The 15464-nt window shown below is 51.5% G+C and carries 15 protein-coding genes; 8 read left to right on the forward strand and 7 right to left on the reverse strand.

Annotated elements, in window-relative coordinates; all coding sequences use genetic code 11:
* Positions 1-169: 169 nt before the first annotated feature.
* Entirely contained in the window at positions 170-559 is a 390-nt protein-coding gene (locus KOR42_RS19800; protein ID WP_146511574.1) for an acyl carrier protein, read from the forward strand.
* Between the two features lie 240 nt (positions 560-799).
* Entirely contained in the window at positions 800-1273 is a 474-nt protein-coding gene (locus KOR42_RS19805; RefSeq protein ID WP_146511575.1) for a 3-hydroxyacyl-ACP dehydratase FabZ family protein, read from the forward strand.
* Positions 1274-1425: 152 nt separating this feature from the next.
* Here the strand turns inward: KOR42_RS19805 and KOR42_RS19810 are convergent, their stop codons facing one another.
* Complete coding sequence (locus tag KOR42_RS19810) at positions 1426-2943, reverse strand: sulfatase family protein (protein WP_146511576.1); 1518 nt, start codon at positions 2941-2943, stop codon at positions 1426-1428.
* A gap of 184 nt (positions 2944-3127) precedes the next feature.
* Between KOR42_RS19810 and KOR42_RS19815 the strand changes: the two genes are divergently transcribed.
* Both KOR42_RS19815 and KOR42_RS19820 read left to right on the forward strand, forming a co-directional pair.
* Positions 3128-3778 carry a sigma-70 family RNA polymerase sigma factor gene (locus tag KOR42_RS19815; protein WP_146511577.1) on the forward strand — a complete coding sequence of 217 codons (651 nt, stop codon included), beginning with the start codon at positions 3128-3130 and terminating at the stop codon, positions 3776-3778.
* Between the two features lie 166 nt (positions 3779-3944).
* On the forward strand, positions 3945-5198 hold the full coding sequence (locus tag KOR42_RS19820; protein WP_146511578.1) for a serine/threonine protein kinase: 1254 nt from the start codon (positions 3945-3947) through the stop codon (positions 5196-5198).
* A gap of 84 nt (positions 5199-5282) precedes the next feature.
* Here the strand turns inward: KOR42_RS19820 and KOR42_RS19825 are convergent, their stop codons facing one another.
* On the reverse strand, positions 5283-5885 hold the full coding sequence (locus KOR42_RS19825) for a sulfotransferase family protein (RefSeq protein WP_197441374.1): 603 nt from the start codon (positions 5883-5885) through the stop codon (positions 5283-5285).
* A gap of 391 nt (positions 5886-6276) precedes the next feature.
* Between KOR42_RS19825 and KOR42_RS19830 the strand changes: the two genes are divergently transcribed.
* Complete coding sequence (locus tag KOR42_RS19830) at positions 6277-7104, forward strand: sulfotransferase (RefSeq protein WP_146511579.1); 828 nt, start codon at positions 6277-6279, stop codon at positions 7102-7104.
* 83 nt (positions 7105-7187) lie between these two features.
* Here the strand turns inward: KOR42_RS19830 and KOR42_RS19835 are convergent, their stop codons facing one another.
* Positions 7188-8711 (reverse strand): arylsulfatase, encoded by a 1524-nt coding sequence (locus KOR42_RS19835; RefSeq protein WP_146511580.1) that lies wholly within the window; start codon positions 8709-8711, stop codon positions 7188-7190.
* 181 nt (positions 8712-8892) lie between these two features.
* Here KOR42_RS19835 and KOR42_RS19840 point away from each other — a divergent pair, with 181 nt between their 5' ends.
* Both KOR42_RS19840 and KOR42_RS19845 read left to right on the forward strand, forming a co-directional pair.
* On the forward strand, positions 8893-9582 hold the full coding sequence (locus tag KOR42_RS19840) for a phospholipase D-like domain-containing protein (RefSeq protein ID WP_197441375.1): 690 nt from the start codon (positions 8893-8895) through the stop codon (positions 9580-9582).
* Between the two features lie 64 nt (positions 9583-9646).
* On the forward strand, positions 9647-10999 hold the full coding sequence (locus tag KOR42_RS19845) for a sulfatase family protein (protein ID WP_146511582.1): 1353 nt from the start codon (positions 9647-9649) through the stop codon (positions 10997-10999).
* A gap of 84 nt (positions 11000-11083) precedes the next feature.
* Here the strand turns inward: KOR42_RS19845 and KOR42_RS19850 are convergent, their stop codons facing one another.
* From KOR42_RS19850 to KOR42_RS19865, 4 genes are all read right to left on the reverse strand, one after another.
* Positions 11084-12184 carry an alkene reductase gene (locus tag KOR42_RS19850; protein ID WP_146511583.1) on the reverse strand — a complete coding sequence of 367 codons (1101 nt, stop codon included), beginning with the start codon at positions 12182-12184 and terminating at the stop codon, positions 11084-11086.
* 36 nt (positions 12185-12220) lie between these two features.
* Entirely contained in the window at positions 12221-12919 is a 699-nt protein-coding gene (locus KOR42_RS19855; protein ID WP_146511584.1) for a pirin family protein, read from the reverse strand.
* Between the two features lie 125 nt (positions 12920-13044).
* Entirely contained in the window at positions 13045-13800 is a 756-nt protein-coding gene (locus KOR42_RS19860) for an SDR family NAD(P)-dependent oxidoreductase (RefSeq protein ID WP_146511585.1), read from the reverse strand.
* Between the two features lie 87 nt (positions 13801-13887).
* Positions 13888-14358, reverse strand: coding sequence for a MarR family winged helix-turn-helix transcriptional regulator (locus KOR42_RS19865; RefSeq protein WP_231741020.1), 471 nt, complete (start codon positions 14356-14358; stop codon positions 13888-13890).
* Positions 14359-14591: 233 nt separating this feature from the next.
* On the opposite strand from KOR42_RS19865, the gene truA reads away from it, so the two are divergent.
* Positions 14592-15458 carry a tRNA pseudouridine(38-40) synthase TruA gene (gene truA, locus KOR42_RS19870; RefSeq protein ID WP_146511586.1) on the forward strand — a complete coding sequence of 289 codons (867 nt, stop codon included), beginning with the start codon at positions 14592-14594 and terminating at the stop codon, positions 15456-15458.
* The last annotated feature ends 6 nt before the right edge of the window (positions 15459-15464 follow it).

Here is a 15464-nt window from a genome sequence, read left to right on the forward strand (position 1 = left end):
GATTGGGTCGAGAATGTGGGATTCACGACCGATTCCGATGAATGAGTGAATTCAAATTGATCCGAGTTCGAGGCATTCTCACCGTTGTCTGTGAATTCATCCTTGGTTGGGAATTGACGGTGGGAAGTGAGTCGTATTGACTCGAACATTGACTTTGGAGTTCGTGGATATGGCAGATCAAGAAGAAGTGTTTGAGAAGATTCGAGAAGTACTCGAAGACGCTCTCGGAGTCGACGAAGACGAAGTCACTCCTGAAGCAACCCTGATTGGCGATTTGGGTGCAGAGTCGATCGACTTCCTCGACATTGTTTTTCGACTGGAGAAAGCTTTCGATATCAAGATTCCTCGTGGAGAACTCTTCCCCGAAAATCTTGCTTCCGCCGATTCAGGGTTTGTCGTTGATGGCAAAGTCACTGAGACCGGGATCGCAGAGATGCGAGAAAAGATGCCTCACGCAGACATCGACAGCTTCGCGAAAGATCCAGCAGTTACCAACGTCCAGAATCTTTTCACCGTCGACATGATTTGCAAATTCGTCGGCAGCAAACTGGACGGCTAAATCGTATTCATGATTTCTCAGCACTTGCCTGAACTCGTTTCTGTCGCTCGTGCGAGTCAAATGAAGTCGGTTTTCGTTGATTTCACAACGACCGTATGTCACGACATGCGGTCGTTTTTTGTTCACAATCCGTTCCGGTGTTGAATCACGATTTCATTCAGTATGATTCTTACGAACGTGCTGTCATGGTGATCGAGACTCAAAAGAGATACAGACGTTGCTCGTAAGAAGGCAGAAGAGATGAGATGGTTTTGGATTGATAAGTTCATCGAGTTCGAGAGCGGAAAACAGGCCCGATCCATCAAGAACGTCTCACTCTCAGAAGAACACCTTCACGATCACTTTCCGGGATTTCCAGTGATGCCGTGCTCGCTGATCATGGAAGGCATGGCTCAGACCGGCGGAATTCTTCTCGGCGAATCGCACAAATTCAAGTACCTTGTCTTTCTGGCCAAGGTGCCGAAGTTCAAGTCACATCGCCCTGTTCGCCCGGGTGATCAGTTGATCTACACAGCCACTCTGACCGATGCTCGGGAAGAGGGAGGAATGACTTCGGTTGTCGCTCACTGTGGCGACGAACTCGTCGCTGAAGCAGAGATCGTGTTTGCACACGTCACCGAAGAAGATGCCGGGATTCCGAAGGGCGTCAACCAAAAGAATGTCGTCGAAGTTGGACTCGCAGGCGTACTCGCCGAATCGGGAATCAACGAGTGACCCCAAAGTTGCTTGACGTTCTCACTTTCTGATCGCTGGCCTTTGCTTGCAAACACCTTCAAGTGTTCAACCCAGCAGATCAGAGAATTCTGAAGCGGGACGCTGAGTGACCACTCGCCTTCACGGAAGTGGTCACTCGCGAACGAACTCGCTTACTGACTAACACCAGCGATGCGACTGCGACCGGAATTCCGAATCTCTTCGCATTGGCGTTCAAGCCGTTCAGCAATCTCCGGATGCTTATCGATCACGTTCTCGGTTTCGCCGAGATCGGATTTGAGATTGTAGAGCTGATACGGCTTTTGGAATGGTTTGCCTTTCGGTGCTTCCCGTCCACCTGAGCCATCACTCAGAACGAGTTTCCATTCCCCATCACGAATGGCAAACGTTCCGTTCACGGAGTGATTGATAATGGGAGCTCGCGGCGAAGAGAGATCTTCCTCCTGCAGGCATTCCAGAAAACTGAAACTGTCCGGAGCGGTGTCGTCTTCAAGCGTCGCATCCGTGATGTCTGCGACAGTCGCGAAGAAGTCAGTCAGACAAATTGGCGTGTCACAGGTCGACCCAGCACGGACCACTTCCGGCCAGCGAACGAAGAACGGAACGCGATGCCCCGCTTCCCAAATGTCTGCTTTCGTTCCTCGAAGTTTTCCATTGGCGGTATGGTGTTCCGGTCGATACCCCTGCACTGACTCTTGGTCCAGATGATCAGGACGACCATCTTCATAGCGGTACATAAACGACCCGTTGTCGCTCGTGTAAATCACAAGTGTCTCGTCGGCGACTCCCGCTTCATCAAGGTTTTTCAGAAACTGTCCGACAATATCATCGACCTGATGAACGAAGTCCCCGTACGGCCCCAACTCTGTCTTTCCGACATATTTTGGATGCGGCCAGACAGGTTTGTGCGGAGCTGTCAAAGGGAAGTACAGGAAGAATGGTGATTCATCGTCAGCATGATCAGACACGAAACTTGTCGCGCGTTCGAGTAGATGGTCCAAAACCTCTTCCATGACGAAATCGTCTGATCGCTCGCCTTTACGAAGAAAACGGGGAAACTTCTGAGCGGGTTGTGTGATCCCGGGAAACTCGGTGATGACACCGTTCTCGATGAACACATAGGGAGGAAAGTCGAGCGAAGCTGGAATGACGTGAGACTCTTTGAAGCCATGCGTGTGAGGACCGTCCGAAACGGGCTTCGCGAAATCAAAGTCTTTCCCCTCTTTGGCGAATCCCAATCCGAGATGCCATTTTCCGACGGCTCCGGTTGTGTATCCCTGACTTTTCAGAAAATCGGCAACTGTCGTCCGGTCAGGAGAAATGAGGGGAGTTCCGTATCCGTTGAGAACTCCCCTCTTCAGTTTCGTTCGCCAGCAATATCGCCCGGCCAGCGTTCCATAACGAGTCGGCGTGCAGACCGCTGAAGGAGTATGAGCGTCGGTAAACGTCATTCCCTGCTCGGCGAGACGATTGAGGTTGGGCGTCGGGATTTTCGATTCTGGATTCAGAACTTGCACATCCCCATAGCCCATGTCATCAGCAAGGATGAAGACAATGTTCGGCTTGGTCGGAATTGACTCAGCTGCGCGGACCTGAACACTGGCAAAGAGAACAACGGCGGTGACAACCGCCGCAGAGATTTGTCGATTGAGGCGCTTCAGTTTTGTCATCTCATCTCTCATTCTGGCTGGACGAAAAGGGGAGTCGAGAACAATTCAAAGTCGATCTTGTCCAAGACAATTCGTAATATTCTTGCAGAAAGCCGTTCTTCCCGACATCGCAAGGGCCTAACATTACAGAATTCAGGCAACAGGAGAAAACAGCTTTGCGGTCCGCATTCGGTACAGACATTCCATGAACGATCCACTGTCAGAATCCGAAGTTGAAGAGTTAGTCGCTCAGGTGATCCAGGGTGATCGTGCCGCTTTGGGCAAACTCTTCGACTATCACAGGAATCGTCTCTGGAGAATCGTCAATTTCAGACTCGACACTCGACTGGTCGGCCGGGTGGATGCTGACGATATCCTGCAAGAGTCGTACATCAACGCCGAGAAAAGGATCGAGCACTTTCTGCATGACTCACCCGAAGGTTTCTTCATTTGGCTGCGGCTGATCGTGAATCAGACGATGGTCGATGTCCACAGACGTCATCTCGGAGCCAAAGCAAGAGACGCCAGCCGGGACCGTTCTGTCAGTGGCGGATGGAGTTCGAAATCGACGTCGTTTTCACTTTCGCATCATCTCCTCGGACATTTGACTTCCCCCAGTTATGCTGCGGTGCGGGCAGAGCTCTCACAACAGCTGAGTGTCGCGTTGGAGTCGATGGGGGACCTCGATCGAGAAGTCCTCGCCCTGCGGCACTTCGAAGAGCTGACGAACAGCGAAACAGCGACGGTGCTCAATTTGTCGGAACAAGCAGCGAGCTTGAGATATGTTCGTGCTCTTGGTCGTCTTAAGAAGATCCTGATCGCCATTCCAGGTTTTCAAGAATATGATCTTGAGTAGCGAACGACGTACTTGCATTGCTTCTTTGAAAAACGACCGATGAAACTGATCGAGATCGTCCGGCAACGGACTTTCATTCGATTCCTGATTCCCAAGATTTCTCGACGCGGAGGTTTCTGAATCACACCGATAAGAACGTCCACGATTTCGTCGTAATGAGCGACACATGAGCGAACCTGAATCGTCAGACAATCTCGACCACACTCAGCTTGTGGGACTTCCTCGTCGGGTGGAGTCACACGCGCGTCTTCCACTGGAAACGATCGCGTCAAACTTTTTAGATCAGGTGCGGAGCGGCCAACCGGTCGACATGGAATCGTTCATCAAGAACCATCCCGATATGGAAGACGAGCTACGCGAGTTTCTTCCGCTGATTTTGGCGATGGAAGGGTGGAAGACCGAGAAAGAAAATCAGGTCGTCAGACATCCGCTTCCTGATGAGTTCGATATTTCTCATCTCGGAAACTGCAAAATCATTCGCGAAGTTGGCCGCGGGGGAATGGGAGTCGTTTTCGAAGCTGAACAGGCCCCGATCAACCGACGCGTCGCGGTGAAACTTCTTCCCTGGAAATTCAAACAGGAAACAGAGTGGTCACAGCAGTTTCATCGCGAAGCCCGCACAGCTGCTCAGCTGCAACATCCGAATATCGTTTCGGTGTTTAGTTTCGGAGAAGAAGACGGGCGACTTTACTACGTCATGCCGTTAATTGAAGGCGTTGGGCTCGACAAACTCATCAGCTACTGGAAAGACATCGATTCAACAGTTGATGTTGAAGACTTAATCACCACTGTCCACGGAACAGAATTCGGACATGAAAACCGCGGCACGAATCCGCAGCCAGGGCATCAACGAAAGCTTCTCAAACGAGACAACTGGGCTCAGATCGTGAAACTCGCTGTTCAGATCGTCAATGCCATCCGTTATGCCCACCGGCAAGGAACATTGCATCGGGACATCAAACCCGGAAACCTGTTAATCGACCGTTCGGGAACCGTCTGGGTCGCCGACTTTGGACTCGCTTTGGGGCGAGAACGTTTTCTGGACGACCAGTTTTTTCCCCTCGCAGGAACGCTTCGATATATGGCTCCGGAACAATTCGACGGGATCACAAACGAACTGACCGACATCTATTCCTTCGGGGCCACCCTCTACGAATTGTGTACGCTTCAGCCCGCTTTTGACTCGACCTCAAAGTCCGAGATGATTCGGCAGATCACAACGTCAAACCCAGCGACACCTCGGTCGATCAATCCAAACATTCCGACTCGCCTCGAAGCCGTCATCCGCAAGTGTCTCGATCGCAACCCAAGCAAAAGATACCTGACCGCGAACGAACTGTACGGAGAGCTTTTGAAGCTTGTTTCCGAGTTATCCAACGAGCCAAAAGGGCTGTGGCGACAGATTCGCGGTTGGTTTTAGACTGCTTTCCGTGAGTTCTTCCTGATCCGTGAGTCGTCGCTGACATGAACTTGTCATTCCGTCCGATGCTCCGACGGAGGAGCTCTAACCCGCTTTCGGGAGCCTTAATCGACGGAACATTCGCAACCAACTCGATTGCTTTCGCTCTCGATCAGCCGCTTTATTGGCATGTGGAAACTCGACATCCGGGACGTCTTTTCCAAGGAAGCGACACAGTTCTTCCCAGCCATCGCCGTTGCTGAGGTCAAGTGTCATGAAGTCTTCCGGACGATCCTTGAAGTGTTCGAGAACTTCCCGATTATGTCTTTCGAAGCGTTCGATATAGGTCGTTTCATTCCCGACCGGGCAGCCGACTCCATAAATCCAACGGCGCATGGGAGTTTCTTTTTCCCCAAAGTGTTTGATCTGACTCTTGATCCACGACTCAGAGTCTCTCAACGTCAGAATAAACTTGCTTCCGGGAAATCGCAGATCCATTTCCCGATAGAGAATGGGCCACGGATTGTCTTGAAACGCATCAAACTTCTCGGCCAGATCGATCGCCATCGTTTGAACATTCTGTTCGATCTTCGGATCTCTCACGCCATTGGGACCCGTCACTCGATAGCCGAGTACCGTCAAAGCATTTGCAAGACTTGTCGTTCCCGTCTTATGAAAACCAATGCAAAATACTTTCGATCCGTCCATAGATCACCTGTTCAATACAACGAAATTCCGGTTCAATCCTGAACATCGTATTCCAACGGCACCGATCGAGCTTCAATATTCGCCACACATGGCAAACGGGGAAAGCATTGTTCTCGAATCGGATCGCTCTGCAACATCAGAACCCGACGGGCTCGACTGTAGGCGAATCGCAGAAAACGAGCAACATGACTTGTTGCCCGGGCCATCTCCTCAAATTCCAAATGAATCCGAGCAGGCCGCTCAATGTCGTTCTGCGGCCATTTTCATGCTGAAAACATTCCTCTTGCTGGCATTTCCTCTGAAATCCTACTATCCGAACGCTGCTGTATGATGATCGTTTCGCGAGGAGCGCGACGACGAGATACATCGTCCATCTATGCGAGAATGACACATGTCGATTTTCTACGAAGGCCCCGCCACACCGTCGCAAAACCCGGTGCATCGACTGATCAAGAAGTTCACGAACATCGCGAATATCCCACTGGCGAACCTTTCTAACCGTGGCCTGTTCTTCGAGGGATTCAAGACCCATGTTGTGATGTGTGGGTTCCCAAGAAGTGGAACCACCCTGTGCCAGCTGATGATCCAGACGTGTGCTGAGAACGTCCAGGCTTTTCCGAAGGAAGAACGCGCACTTCGCGTCACGAAGTATGTGATCAAAAGAGAACCGACGGTCGTCTCGAAACGTCCGAACGACATTTTCGATATTGATCAGATCCGCGATTGTTACGCTCGTTTCCCCGCAACTCCACGTTTCGTGCTCTTCACTCGCGATCCACGAGCAGTGCTGACATCAATGCACGAGAATCTTCCGGGAGAGTATTATGTCAGCGTCGAGCGGTGGAAAAGCATCTGGACGGAGTGGACTCGACAGGCCCAGCAGGAAGATGTTCTCACGATCAAATACGAAGACCTCGTGCAGCACGCAGATCACGTTCAACAACAGATCGCTTCCCATACACAGCTGAAGTTCACTCAGCCGTTTACTTCCTTTCATCAGAATGTGCCAGCCGGATTTGACAAAGCAGCGCTCAACGGAGTCCGACCACTGGAGACCAAGTCAATTGAACGCTGGCGAGGGACTCAGCATCAAACACGCATCGCCGAAATCCTTGAGACGTTTCCTGAACTGACGGACCGACTGATCGATCTTGGATATGAATCAGACGATGCGTGGGCGAATGAGTATCGAGGAAAACTACAAGACAAGGCAGCTTGAACCAAGCTCTTCGTTAAACACTCAAGCATTGCACTCGCCGTGCAGAACATGTTCTGACGAGTGCGCTGAGAGAATGACGAGATCTATTTCGTCCTCATGCGCAAACCTGTTTCGTCCGCCCAGTCAAACCATTGACGGGACATTTCAGCGACTAACTCAGGATGCTCACTCGCGAGATCGTTCATCTCTGTACGATCATTGACGATGTTGTAAAGCTCCCATTTCCGGACTTTCTTGTCCCAACAAAGCTTCATATCCCCTCGGCGGATGGCTCGATTGCCGCTCCATTCCCAACACAGTTTTTCGTGTCCGGTTCGCGTTTTCCCTTCAAAGAGTGGAAGCAGGGAAATTCCATCAGTCGGGTGAATGTCTTCTTCGCCGTACTTTGAAGGATACTCGCCGCCTACGAGTTCGACGCAGGTTGGCAAAACATCAATGATATGCCCGACCTCTCGACACCAAGAGTTCTCAGCGACCCGTTGAGGCCAGCGGACGATAAACGGAGTGGAGATGCCTCCTTCGTGCACCCACTGCTTATAACGTCGAAACGGTGTATTCTGTGCATAGGCCCAGCCGGGGCCAACACACGTATAATATTCTTTCGCTCCCGGAACGCGGCTTTCGTCCAGCCCGCCCGGCAACTCTGCACATCCGCCATTATCTGAAAGAAACATCACCACCGTATTCTGTGACACACCCTGATCTTCAAGCGTCGTCAAAATCTGTCCGATTCCGCGATCCATACATTCAATCATGGCAGCATAAGTCGCCATTAAGTGATCCATATACTCCTGATTCGCCTGAGACTCCCAATCACCGACTTCCGGATCAGGCGGAGGAAGTTCCCAGGATGGATCAAAAAGCCCCATCTCCAGTTGTCGTTCATAGCGTTTCTGTCGCAAGTTGCTCCAGCCGTCGAGATACTTCCCACGATAGTGGGCGATGTCTTCTGGCTTCGCATGCAGGGGATAGTGTGGAGCTGTGTAGCAAACGTGTAGAAAGAATGGCTTCTCTGCCTCGACAGACTTCTGAATCGCTTCACACGCATAGTCTGAGAAAGCATCTGTTGTATAAAATCCTTCCGGGAACGAAGTCATCCGCTCGTCGTCTTCTCCGAACCAACGAACTCGACCTCCTTTAAAATCAGGATCCGGCATCGAGGGGTCGTGAAAATTACAACACCCATCCAACAGACCGTAGTATCGATCAAACCCGCGATCCGATGGCCGATGTGGCGCACGACTTCCAAGGTGCCACTTCCCACTGAGCACGTTGTGATACCCTGACTGCCCGAGGACTTCGGGAATCGTGACCATCTCTGAGTTTAAGAGCGAACCTGTTCTTCGCGGGTACAAACCTGTCACAAGCGAAGCACGTGTCGTTGTACATTTCGCGTTATTATAAAACTGAGTGAATCTCATTCCCTCTTGGGCCAAACGGTCGATGTTTGGCGTCCGGATCTCTCCGCCATAACAGCCGATGTCTGAAAACCCCATGTCGTCACACATGATCAAGACGATGTTGGGACGTTCCTCAGCAGCTGCGTAACCGAACGCGACAGTGCTCAGCACGACGGCCACACACAGATTCAACAGAAGTCTTTTCATCTTCGGGATTCCCTCATCGGCGACAAACATCAATGATCACCAATCTTTCATAGTGGCGGCCAACTTGCAAGGAGAGAGGAGATCTTTCGCCTCTTCCGCTACTCTTTGGACCATGACGACCGAGGCCGGTTAATCAATGCCTCGCTGCCGCTTTCGCAAGAAACTTTCGACAAGGAATGACATGACAGCACAAGAATTCCGAGAGATTCTGGCCCAGACACTCGATGATCAACGACTCTCACGGGGAGAACGAAAAGCACTCAAAAGCGTGCTGAATGACATGCGACCAGCTCAGACTGAACTCGATGTCTATCGGCACGAAGCATTCGATCTGGCTCGCGAAACACTCCCGACTGCCCTCGACAAAGGCGCGGTCATCGACTGGTTGGAAGACGTCATCCGAACACTCAAGCCGGCGGAAGAGAAAGGACACGTCGTCGAAACCGAAGCTTACTTCAGCCCGGGAAATCGGTGCCGAAGTCGAATTCGATCTCTGCTGAGGCAATCGCGAAACACCGTCGACATCTGTGTTTTCACGATTACCGACGACGAAATTTCCGAAGTCATCGCCGAGACGCACAATCGAGGAGTCGCGGTGAGAATCATCACCGATGACGAGAAATCCTCAGACACGGGCTCGGACATTGAACGATTGGCGTCTATTGGAATTGACGTCGTCATCGACAACAGCCCGTATCATATGCATCACAAATTCGCCTTGTTTGACGAATCGATCTTACTTTGCGGAAGCTACAACTGGACACGTTCAGCAGCCGACCGCAACGAAGAAAACATCGTGATCACCAACGATGACCATCTCGTCGACTCGTTCCACAAACTATTCCAGGATCTATGGATTCGCTATCGTTAGGCACGCTTTCCAGATTATCCCCTTCCGAATTCATTGACATCAACCCCGCCCATCGGAGACACAAATGAATCGCTTTCCGGCTTTGTTGCCTCGACTCAGCTTGATGATTCTTTGCCTGATTTCTTTTCGCACCCTTCAGGCTGCACCACCGAACATCCTCATCATTGTTGTCGATGACCTCGGGTATGGAGATCTCAGCTCATATGGAGCGACCGACCTTCAATCCCCTCACCTCGACCAATTTTTCCGTGAAGGAATGCGGTTCACCGAGTTCTATGCCAACTGTCCGGTCTGCTCCCCCACGCGCGCAGCCATTCTGACCGGAAAATATCAGGATCTCGTCGGTGTCCCCGGAGTGATTCGAACACATGCGAACAACAGTTGGGGAAATCTCGTCGATGACGCTGTCATGTTGCCCACAGTTCTGCAACAGGCCGGCTACAATACTGCCTGTATCGGAAAGTGGCATCTTGGACTCGAAGACCCTGATCGGCCGAACGATCGAGGATTCGATCATTTCCATGGTTTTCTGGGCGACATGATGGATGATTATTATCACCACCGACGTCATGAACAGAATTACATGCGGCTTAACAACGAGACAATTAATCCCGAGGGACATGCCACCGATTTATTTACGGAATGGGCATGTCATTACATTAATGAGCAGTCGAAACAGGAGAGCCCTTTCTTTCTCTACCTGGCTTACAACGCTCCACACACACCGATCCAACCGAGAGAGGACTGGTTAAAGCGTGTTCAGGAACGTGAGCCGAACATTGACGAAGGCCGTGCGAAGCTCGTCGCGCTCATCGAACATCTCGACGACGGGATTGGCGAAGTTCTGAACTGCCTCGACGAAGCCGGTCAAACGGAAAACACGCTCGTTTTCTTCACATCCGACAATGGAGGACAACTCAACGTCGGTGCCAACAACGGACCACTTCGAGATGGGAAACAAAGCGTGTACGAAGGCGGAATCAAGATCCCGGCCGGAGTACGCTGGGTGGGTCAAATCCCGGCCGGAACGGTTTCTGACTTTCGTATTCTCACCATGGATATCTTCCCGACAGCTTGCGAAGCAGCTGGGATTGACGTGAAAGACGACTGGAATCTCGACGCAGCCAGTTTCCTGCCAACTTGCATCGGAGAGAATCAATCCGAGCTACGAGAACTCTGGTTCTTTCGACGCCGGGAAGGAGGCAACCGGTATGGAGGAAAGACAATTGAAGCAGTCCGACGAGGAAACTGGAAGCTCCTCCAGAACAGCCCGTTCGAACCGCTCGAACTCTACAACCTCGAAAACGATCCTCTGGAACAGAACAACCTAGCTGAAAAGGCACCGAGAATTTTTAACGAACTCAGCGCCGCTCTCAGACAGGAACTTCAACGCTACGGGACGGTTCCCTGGCAATAAACTTATAAAGAATGCGTTCTCAGAATCACCGTCCAGCGTGTAATAATCGAGTTCATGGAATTAGAAAGTCAACTTAAGACTGACCTACACACTGACTGGTTGATAGCTTGGGAAGTCCGTATATCCTTCTGCCCCCGTCGGTGAACTCCATACGCTTTGGTCGGCAGGTTCAGCCAAAGGCCATCCGTTCTTGATTCTCTCGACATAGTCCGGGTTACTCAGGAACGGACGACCGATGGCAATGAGATCGGCGTTTCCGCTTTCAACCTGATCTTCGGCAGACTTAGCATCGTAACCACAGTTCCCCATGATCGGTCCGCTGAAGACCTCCCGAAACTCCGCAAGGGTCATCGGACTTCCCAGCTCATGAAACCCAAAGGCCAAGCCATCCATGACGTGAAGGTAAGACAGTCCGTATTCATCGAGCTGTTTCGCGGTGTAGGTATAAAGTTCTCGGTATTCTGGTGAACCCATTGAGTTGAAAATTCCGTTTGGCGAAAGCCGGACTGCCACGCGTTGTGGCGACCAGACCGACGTCGCAGCATCGACAATTTCACCCAGAAAGCGGTACCGGTTCTCAATGCTTCCCCCGTATCGATCATCTCGCTTGTTCGTTTTCGATTCCAGGAACTGGTTGATCAGGTATCCGTTCGCCGCATGAATCTCGACACCGTCGAATCCCGCTTCGTAAGCTCGACGCGTGGCGTCGGCATAGTCGTCGACGATCTTTGGAATCTCATCAGTTTCCAGTGCTCTCGGAACTTCGTGAGGCAGCTTCCCTTCGGGTGTGTGGATGTACTCTTCATCAATGGCAATTGCTGAAGGAGCGACCGCTTTCTCCCCGTTATGAAACGTGCTGTGAGATGCTCGTCCACAATGCCAGAGTTGAAGAAAGACTCTCCCCCCAGCTTCATGGATTGTGTCCGTAATCAACTTCCATCCATCTCGCATCGCATCGGTGTAAATTCCGGGAGTTTCGTTCCAACCGACTGCCTGCTCGGAAACGACGGTTGCTTCAGTAATAATCAACCCCGCGTCGCTGCGCTGTTGGTAATACTCCGCCATCAACTGATTAGGAATTCGCTCGACACCAGACCGCCCTCTCGTCATGGGAGCCATGGCAATGTGGTTCTTAAGTGTGAGATCTCGAAGCTGAAACGAGGAAAATAGATTTGGAAACGACATGATTAAATCACTTTCAGATCGGAAGTAGTACAAGAATTAGGCAAGATCGAAGAGCAGGATTTCTGACGAATCAGACGAGTGAATGGACAGAGACACTTCATCACTGACAGCGACTCCGTCACCAGCTTCCAGTTCTTCTCCGTTCAGTGACACATTTCCTCTCAACACTTGAAGCCACACATGGCGTCCAGCTGCGATCGGATGAGTCACACTCTGACCGGGATCAAGTCGCGAGAGAAAGATTTCGGCATCCTGATGAATCTTCAACGAATCCCCTTGCTGCGCACGAGACGCGACGAGCAGCAGCTGATTTCTCATCAACTCATCATCGAATGACTTCTGTTCATAACTCGGCTCAAGCCCCTTCTCCTCGGGGAAAATCCAGATTTGATAGAGATGGACCGGTTCATCACTCGAAGGATTAAATTCGCTGTGCGTAATCCCGGTTCCGGCGGTCATTCTCTGGAACTCGCCAGGCCGCAGGATCTCGCCGTTTCCCATCGAGTCACGGTGTTCGAGCGCACCTTCGAGCACGTAGGTCACAATCTCCATATCTTTATGAGGATGTGTTCCAAATCCCTCTCCCGGTGCGACCCAATCTTCGTTCATCACTCGAAGAGTTCGGAAGTGGATGTGCTTCGGATCGTGATACGTTGAAAACGAAAACGTATGCGAAGTCTTCAGCCAACCGTGATCAGCACTGCCACGATCATTGGCTTTGCGGACAGTTAACATCGTATTCCCTCCACACCATCAATCTGTTGTTAAAAACTCCCGCACACAGCATGAAGAGTCTCTGTCGAGCTGCGCGCACTCTGAGAAGCACCACTTAAGTTAAAGTTCGAGTCTCATTCTCGGTGTCAGCCAGCGAGGATGGCCCCGTCGACTGGAAGAGACACTCCTGTCGTGAACGATGCATCATCCGAAGCGAGGTAGAGCACTGCCTTAGCGACTTCTTCAGCCATTCCGAGTCGTCCAACCGGGACGTACGATTCCATCCCTTTTCGCCCCTCCGAACCCGATTCACCTGCGAAGCGGTCAATCATCGCCGTTTCAATCGGCCCAGGCGCGACAGCATTCACCCGAATTCCCTGCTGGGCAAACTCCAAGGCAGTTGATCGGGTAATCCCCTCAACAGCATGCTTGCTTGCGGTGTAAATTGCAGCTCCCGGGGTTCCGACATGCCCCAGAACACTCGACGTATTCACAATCACCCCGCCCCCCGATTTCAACATCGCCGGGATCTCATACTTCTGACTGAGGAAGACGCCAAGCACATTTACATCGAACGTTTTTCGATACTCCTCTTCCTGAAACTCTTGAACCGCACCGATCTGTTCGACGCCGGCGTTGTTGAACGCGACATCCAATTTCCCGAACTTCTCGACAGCCGTTTCAACAAGGGCTTTCACTTCTGCTTCATTGGTCACATCTGTTTTGACGAATACCGCAGTGCCTCCTGACTTCGTCACTTCGCTGACGATCTCGTCGCCCTCGTTTTGACGTCTCCCACCGAAGACCACTTTGGCCCCTTCGCTGGCGAACTGAATCACAGATTCCCGGCCTATCCCGGATGTGCCACGGGTCACCACAACGACTTTACCTTCGAACCGCATCTCCACTCTCCCTTAATCACTAGTCAATAATTCACATGTCAACTAATTCGGTAAAAAACAGAAGGCTTTTAAAACCGCCTCACCCTGTTACTCCTCGAGACTCGACCGACACTTTTCGAGAAGTCGAGTCAATTCCGTCAGTTCTTTTTTGCTCATGTGCCCGAGTAACGTCCGATGCAATTCCATCACTGGCTCATCCATTTGCTCAAGTAGTTTTTCAGCTTTCTCAGTCAGAGAAATGTAAACGACTCGACGATCATTCTCGCATCGACAACGTGTGACCAGTTCCGCTTTTTCCAATCGGTCGATCAGTCCCGTAATCGCTGGCACCACTTGAATCATGCGATTGGCGACTTCCAGACAGGGCATCGGTTCACCCTCACCTCGAAGGATTCGCAACACATTGTACTGAGAGGAAGTCAATCCAAACTTCCGGAAGAGACGTCCAAATCGATTTTCAAACTGGTCGTTCGTGCGCAGGAGATTCAGCATCGCTTCCTGCTCCGGCAGGTCGAATGGGTTGCGTTTCTTCAATTCGCTTTGCAGTTTTCCAGACATCACATCAACACTTGAGGAATTCACTTCGCACGACGACAGTTTACATGTAAACCATTCTCCGTCAAGAGGCGATGCGAAAAATTTGTTTCACCGCTTTCACTCACATCAACCACCGGAAAGAACAAACCCGACGGAATCCTGAATGCGAGGGTTCAATCGAGTGCTCCTGAAAGAGTATCTTGCAGCGACTTCCGAAATTCTGCCCATGACCGTCTCACACGACGAACCCTTTTATGCCGACGATTCGACTTCGCATTGCCTACGACGGAACAAACTACAGCGGATGGCAAGTTCAGCCCAATGAGACGACCGTCCAGGGTGTGATCGAAACAGCGATCCACAAGTTGACCGGCGAAGCGATGAGCGTGCTCTGTGCAGGTCGGACAGACGCGGGAGTTCATGCCCTCGGGCAAGTGGCGAGTTTTCGAAGCGACTTCAACATTCCTCCCCATCGCTGGCGGCCCGCACTGCAGTCTCACCTTCCGGAGGATGTCGTCATTCTGGAATCAGATCAGGTGGCTGATGAATTTCACGCGACCTTCTCGGCCGTGTCGAAACGTTATCGCTACGTCATTCACAACAGCGTTGTTGAACACCCGTTCTGGAGAACATTCGTCTGGAGAATCGCTCAGCCTCTCGATGAAATTGCGATGCACGAAGCAGCGCAGGTTCTCGTTGGGACTCACGATTTTCGAAGCTTCGAATCTCACTGGCCCAACAAAGCGACCAGCGTGCGAACCGTCCACGCGATCTCCCTTCGACGGCATTCCGACTGGAATCTCTGGTCCCCAACGAATTCGAACGAGCCCGAAGAGAACGAAAAACTCGCCTCTGAACAAACAGGGAACGAAACTGCCGGAGACTTCATCAGCCTCGAAATTGAGGCAGACGGTTTTCTTTACAACATGGTCCGCACGATCACCGGCACTCTCGTCAATATTGGCCGAGGGACATGGACCAAAGAGAACCTTGTCGACATCCTCAATGCACAGGACAGAAAAATTGCCGGGGCAACTGCACCTGCGTGCGGGCTTTATCTCGCCCAGGTCCATTACCCGCAGGAGCTAACCACTCCCACAGAAACTGATCCGGGTGAGTAAGAAGAT

This window comes from Thalassoglobus neptunius (assembly GCF_007859735.1).
GTDB classification, from domain to species: domain Bacteria; phylum Planctomycetota; class Planctomycetia; order Planctomycetales; family Planctomycetaceae; genus Thalassoglobus; species Thalassoglobus neptunius.

Bases quoted from the DNA above. Each gene is read 5' to 3' on its own strand.
- KOR42_RS19800 (WP_146511574.1), top strand. From the start codon at position 170: ATGGCAGATCAAGAAGAAGTGTTTGAGAAGATTCGAGAAGTACTCGAA.
- KOR42_RS19805 (WP_146511575.1), top strand. From the start codon at position 800: ATGAGATGGTTTTGGATTGATAAGTTCATCGAGTTCGAGAGCGGAAAA.
- KOR42_RS19810 (WP_146511576.1), bottom strand. From the start codon at position 2,943: ATGACAAAACTGAAGCGCCTCAATCGACAAATCTCTGCGGCGGTTGTC.
- KOR42_RS19815 (WP_146511577.1), top strand. From the start codon at position 3,128: ATGAACGATCCACTGTCAGAATCCGAAGTTGAAGAGTTAGTCGCTCAG.
- KOR42_RS19820 (WP_146511578.1), top strand. From the start codon at position 3,945: ATGAGCGAACCTGAATCGTCAGACAATCTCGACCACACTCAGCTTGTG.
- KOR42_RS19825 (WP_197441374.1), bottom strand. From the start codon at position 5,885: ATGGACGGATCGAAAGTATTTTGCATTGGTTTTCATAAGACGGGAACG.
- KOR42_RS19830 (WP_146511579.1), top strand. From the start codon at position 6,277: ATGTCGATTTTCTACGAAGGCCCCGCCACACCGTCGCAAAACCCGGTG.
- KOR42_RS19835 (WP_146511580.1), bottom strand. From the start codon at position 8,711: ATGAAAAGACTTCTGTTGAATCTGTGTGTGGCCGTCGTGCTGAGCACT.
- KOR42_RS19840 (WP_197441375.1), top strand. From the start codon at position 8,893: ATGACAGCACAAGAATTCCGAGAGATTCTGGCCCAGACACTCGATGAT.
- KOR42_RS19845 (WP_146511582.1), top strand. From the start codon at position 9,647: ATGAATCGCTTTCCGGCTTTGTTGCCTCGACTCAGCTTGATGATTCTT.
- KOR42_RS19850 (WP_146511583.1), bottom strand. From the start codon at position 12,184: ATGTCGTTTCCAAATCTATTTTCCTCGTTTCAGCTTCGAGATCTCACA.
- KOR42_RS19855 (WP_146511584.1), bottom strand. From the start codon at position 12,919: ATGTTAACTGTCCGCAAAGCCAATGATCGTGGCAGTGCTGATCACGGT.
- KOR42_RS19860 (WP_146511585.1), bottom strand. From the start codon at position 13,800: ATGCGGTTCGAAGGTAAAGTCGTTGTGGTGACCCGTGGCACATCCGGG.
- KOR42_RS19865 (WP_231741020.1), bottom strand. From the start codon at position 14,358: ATGTCTGGAAAACTGCAAAGCGAATTGAAGAAACGCAACCCATTCGAC.
- truA (WP_146511586.1), top strand. From the start codon at position 14,592: ATGCCGACGATTCGACTTCGCATTGCCTACGACGGAACAAACTACAGC.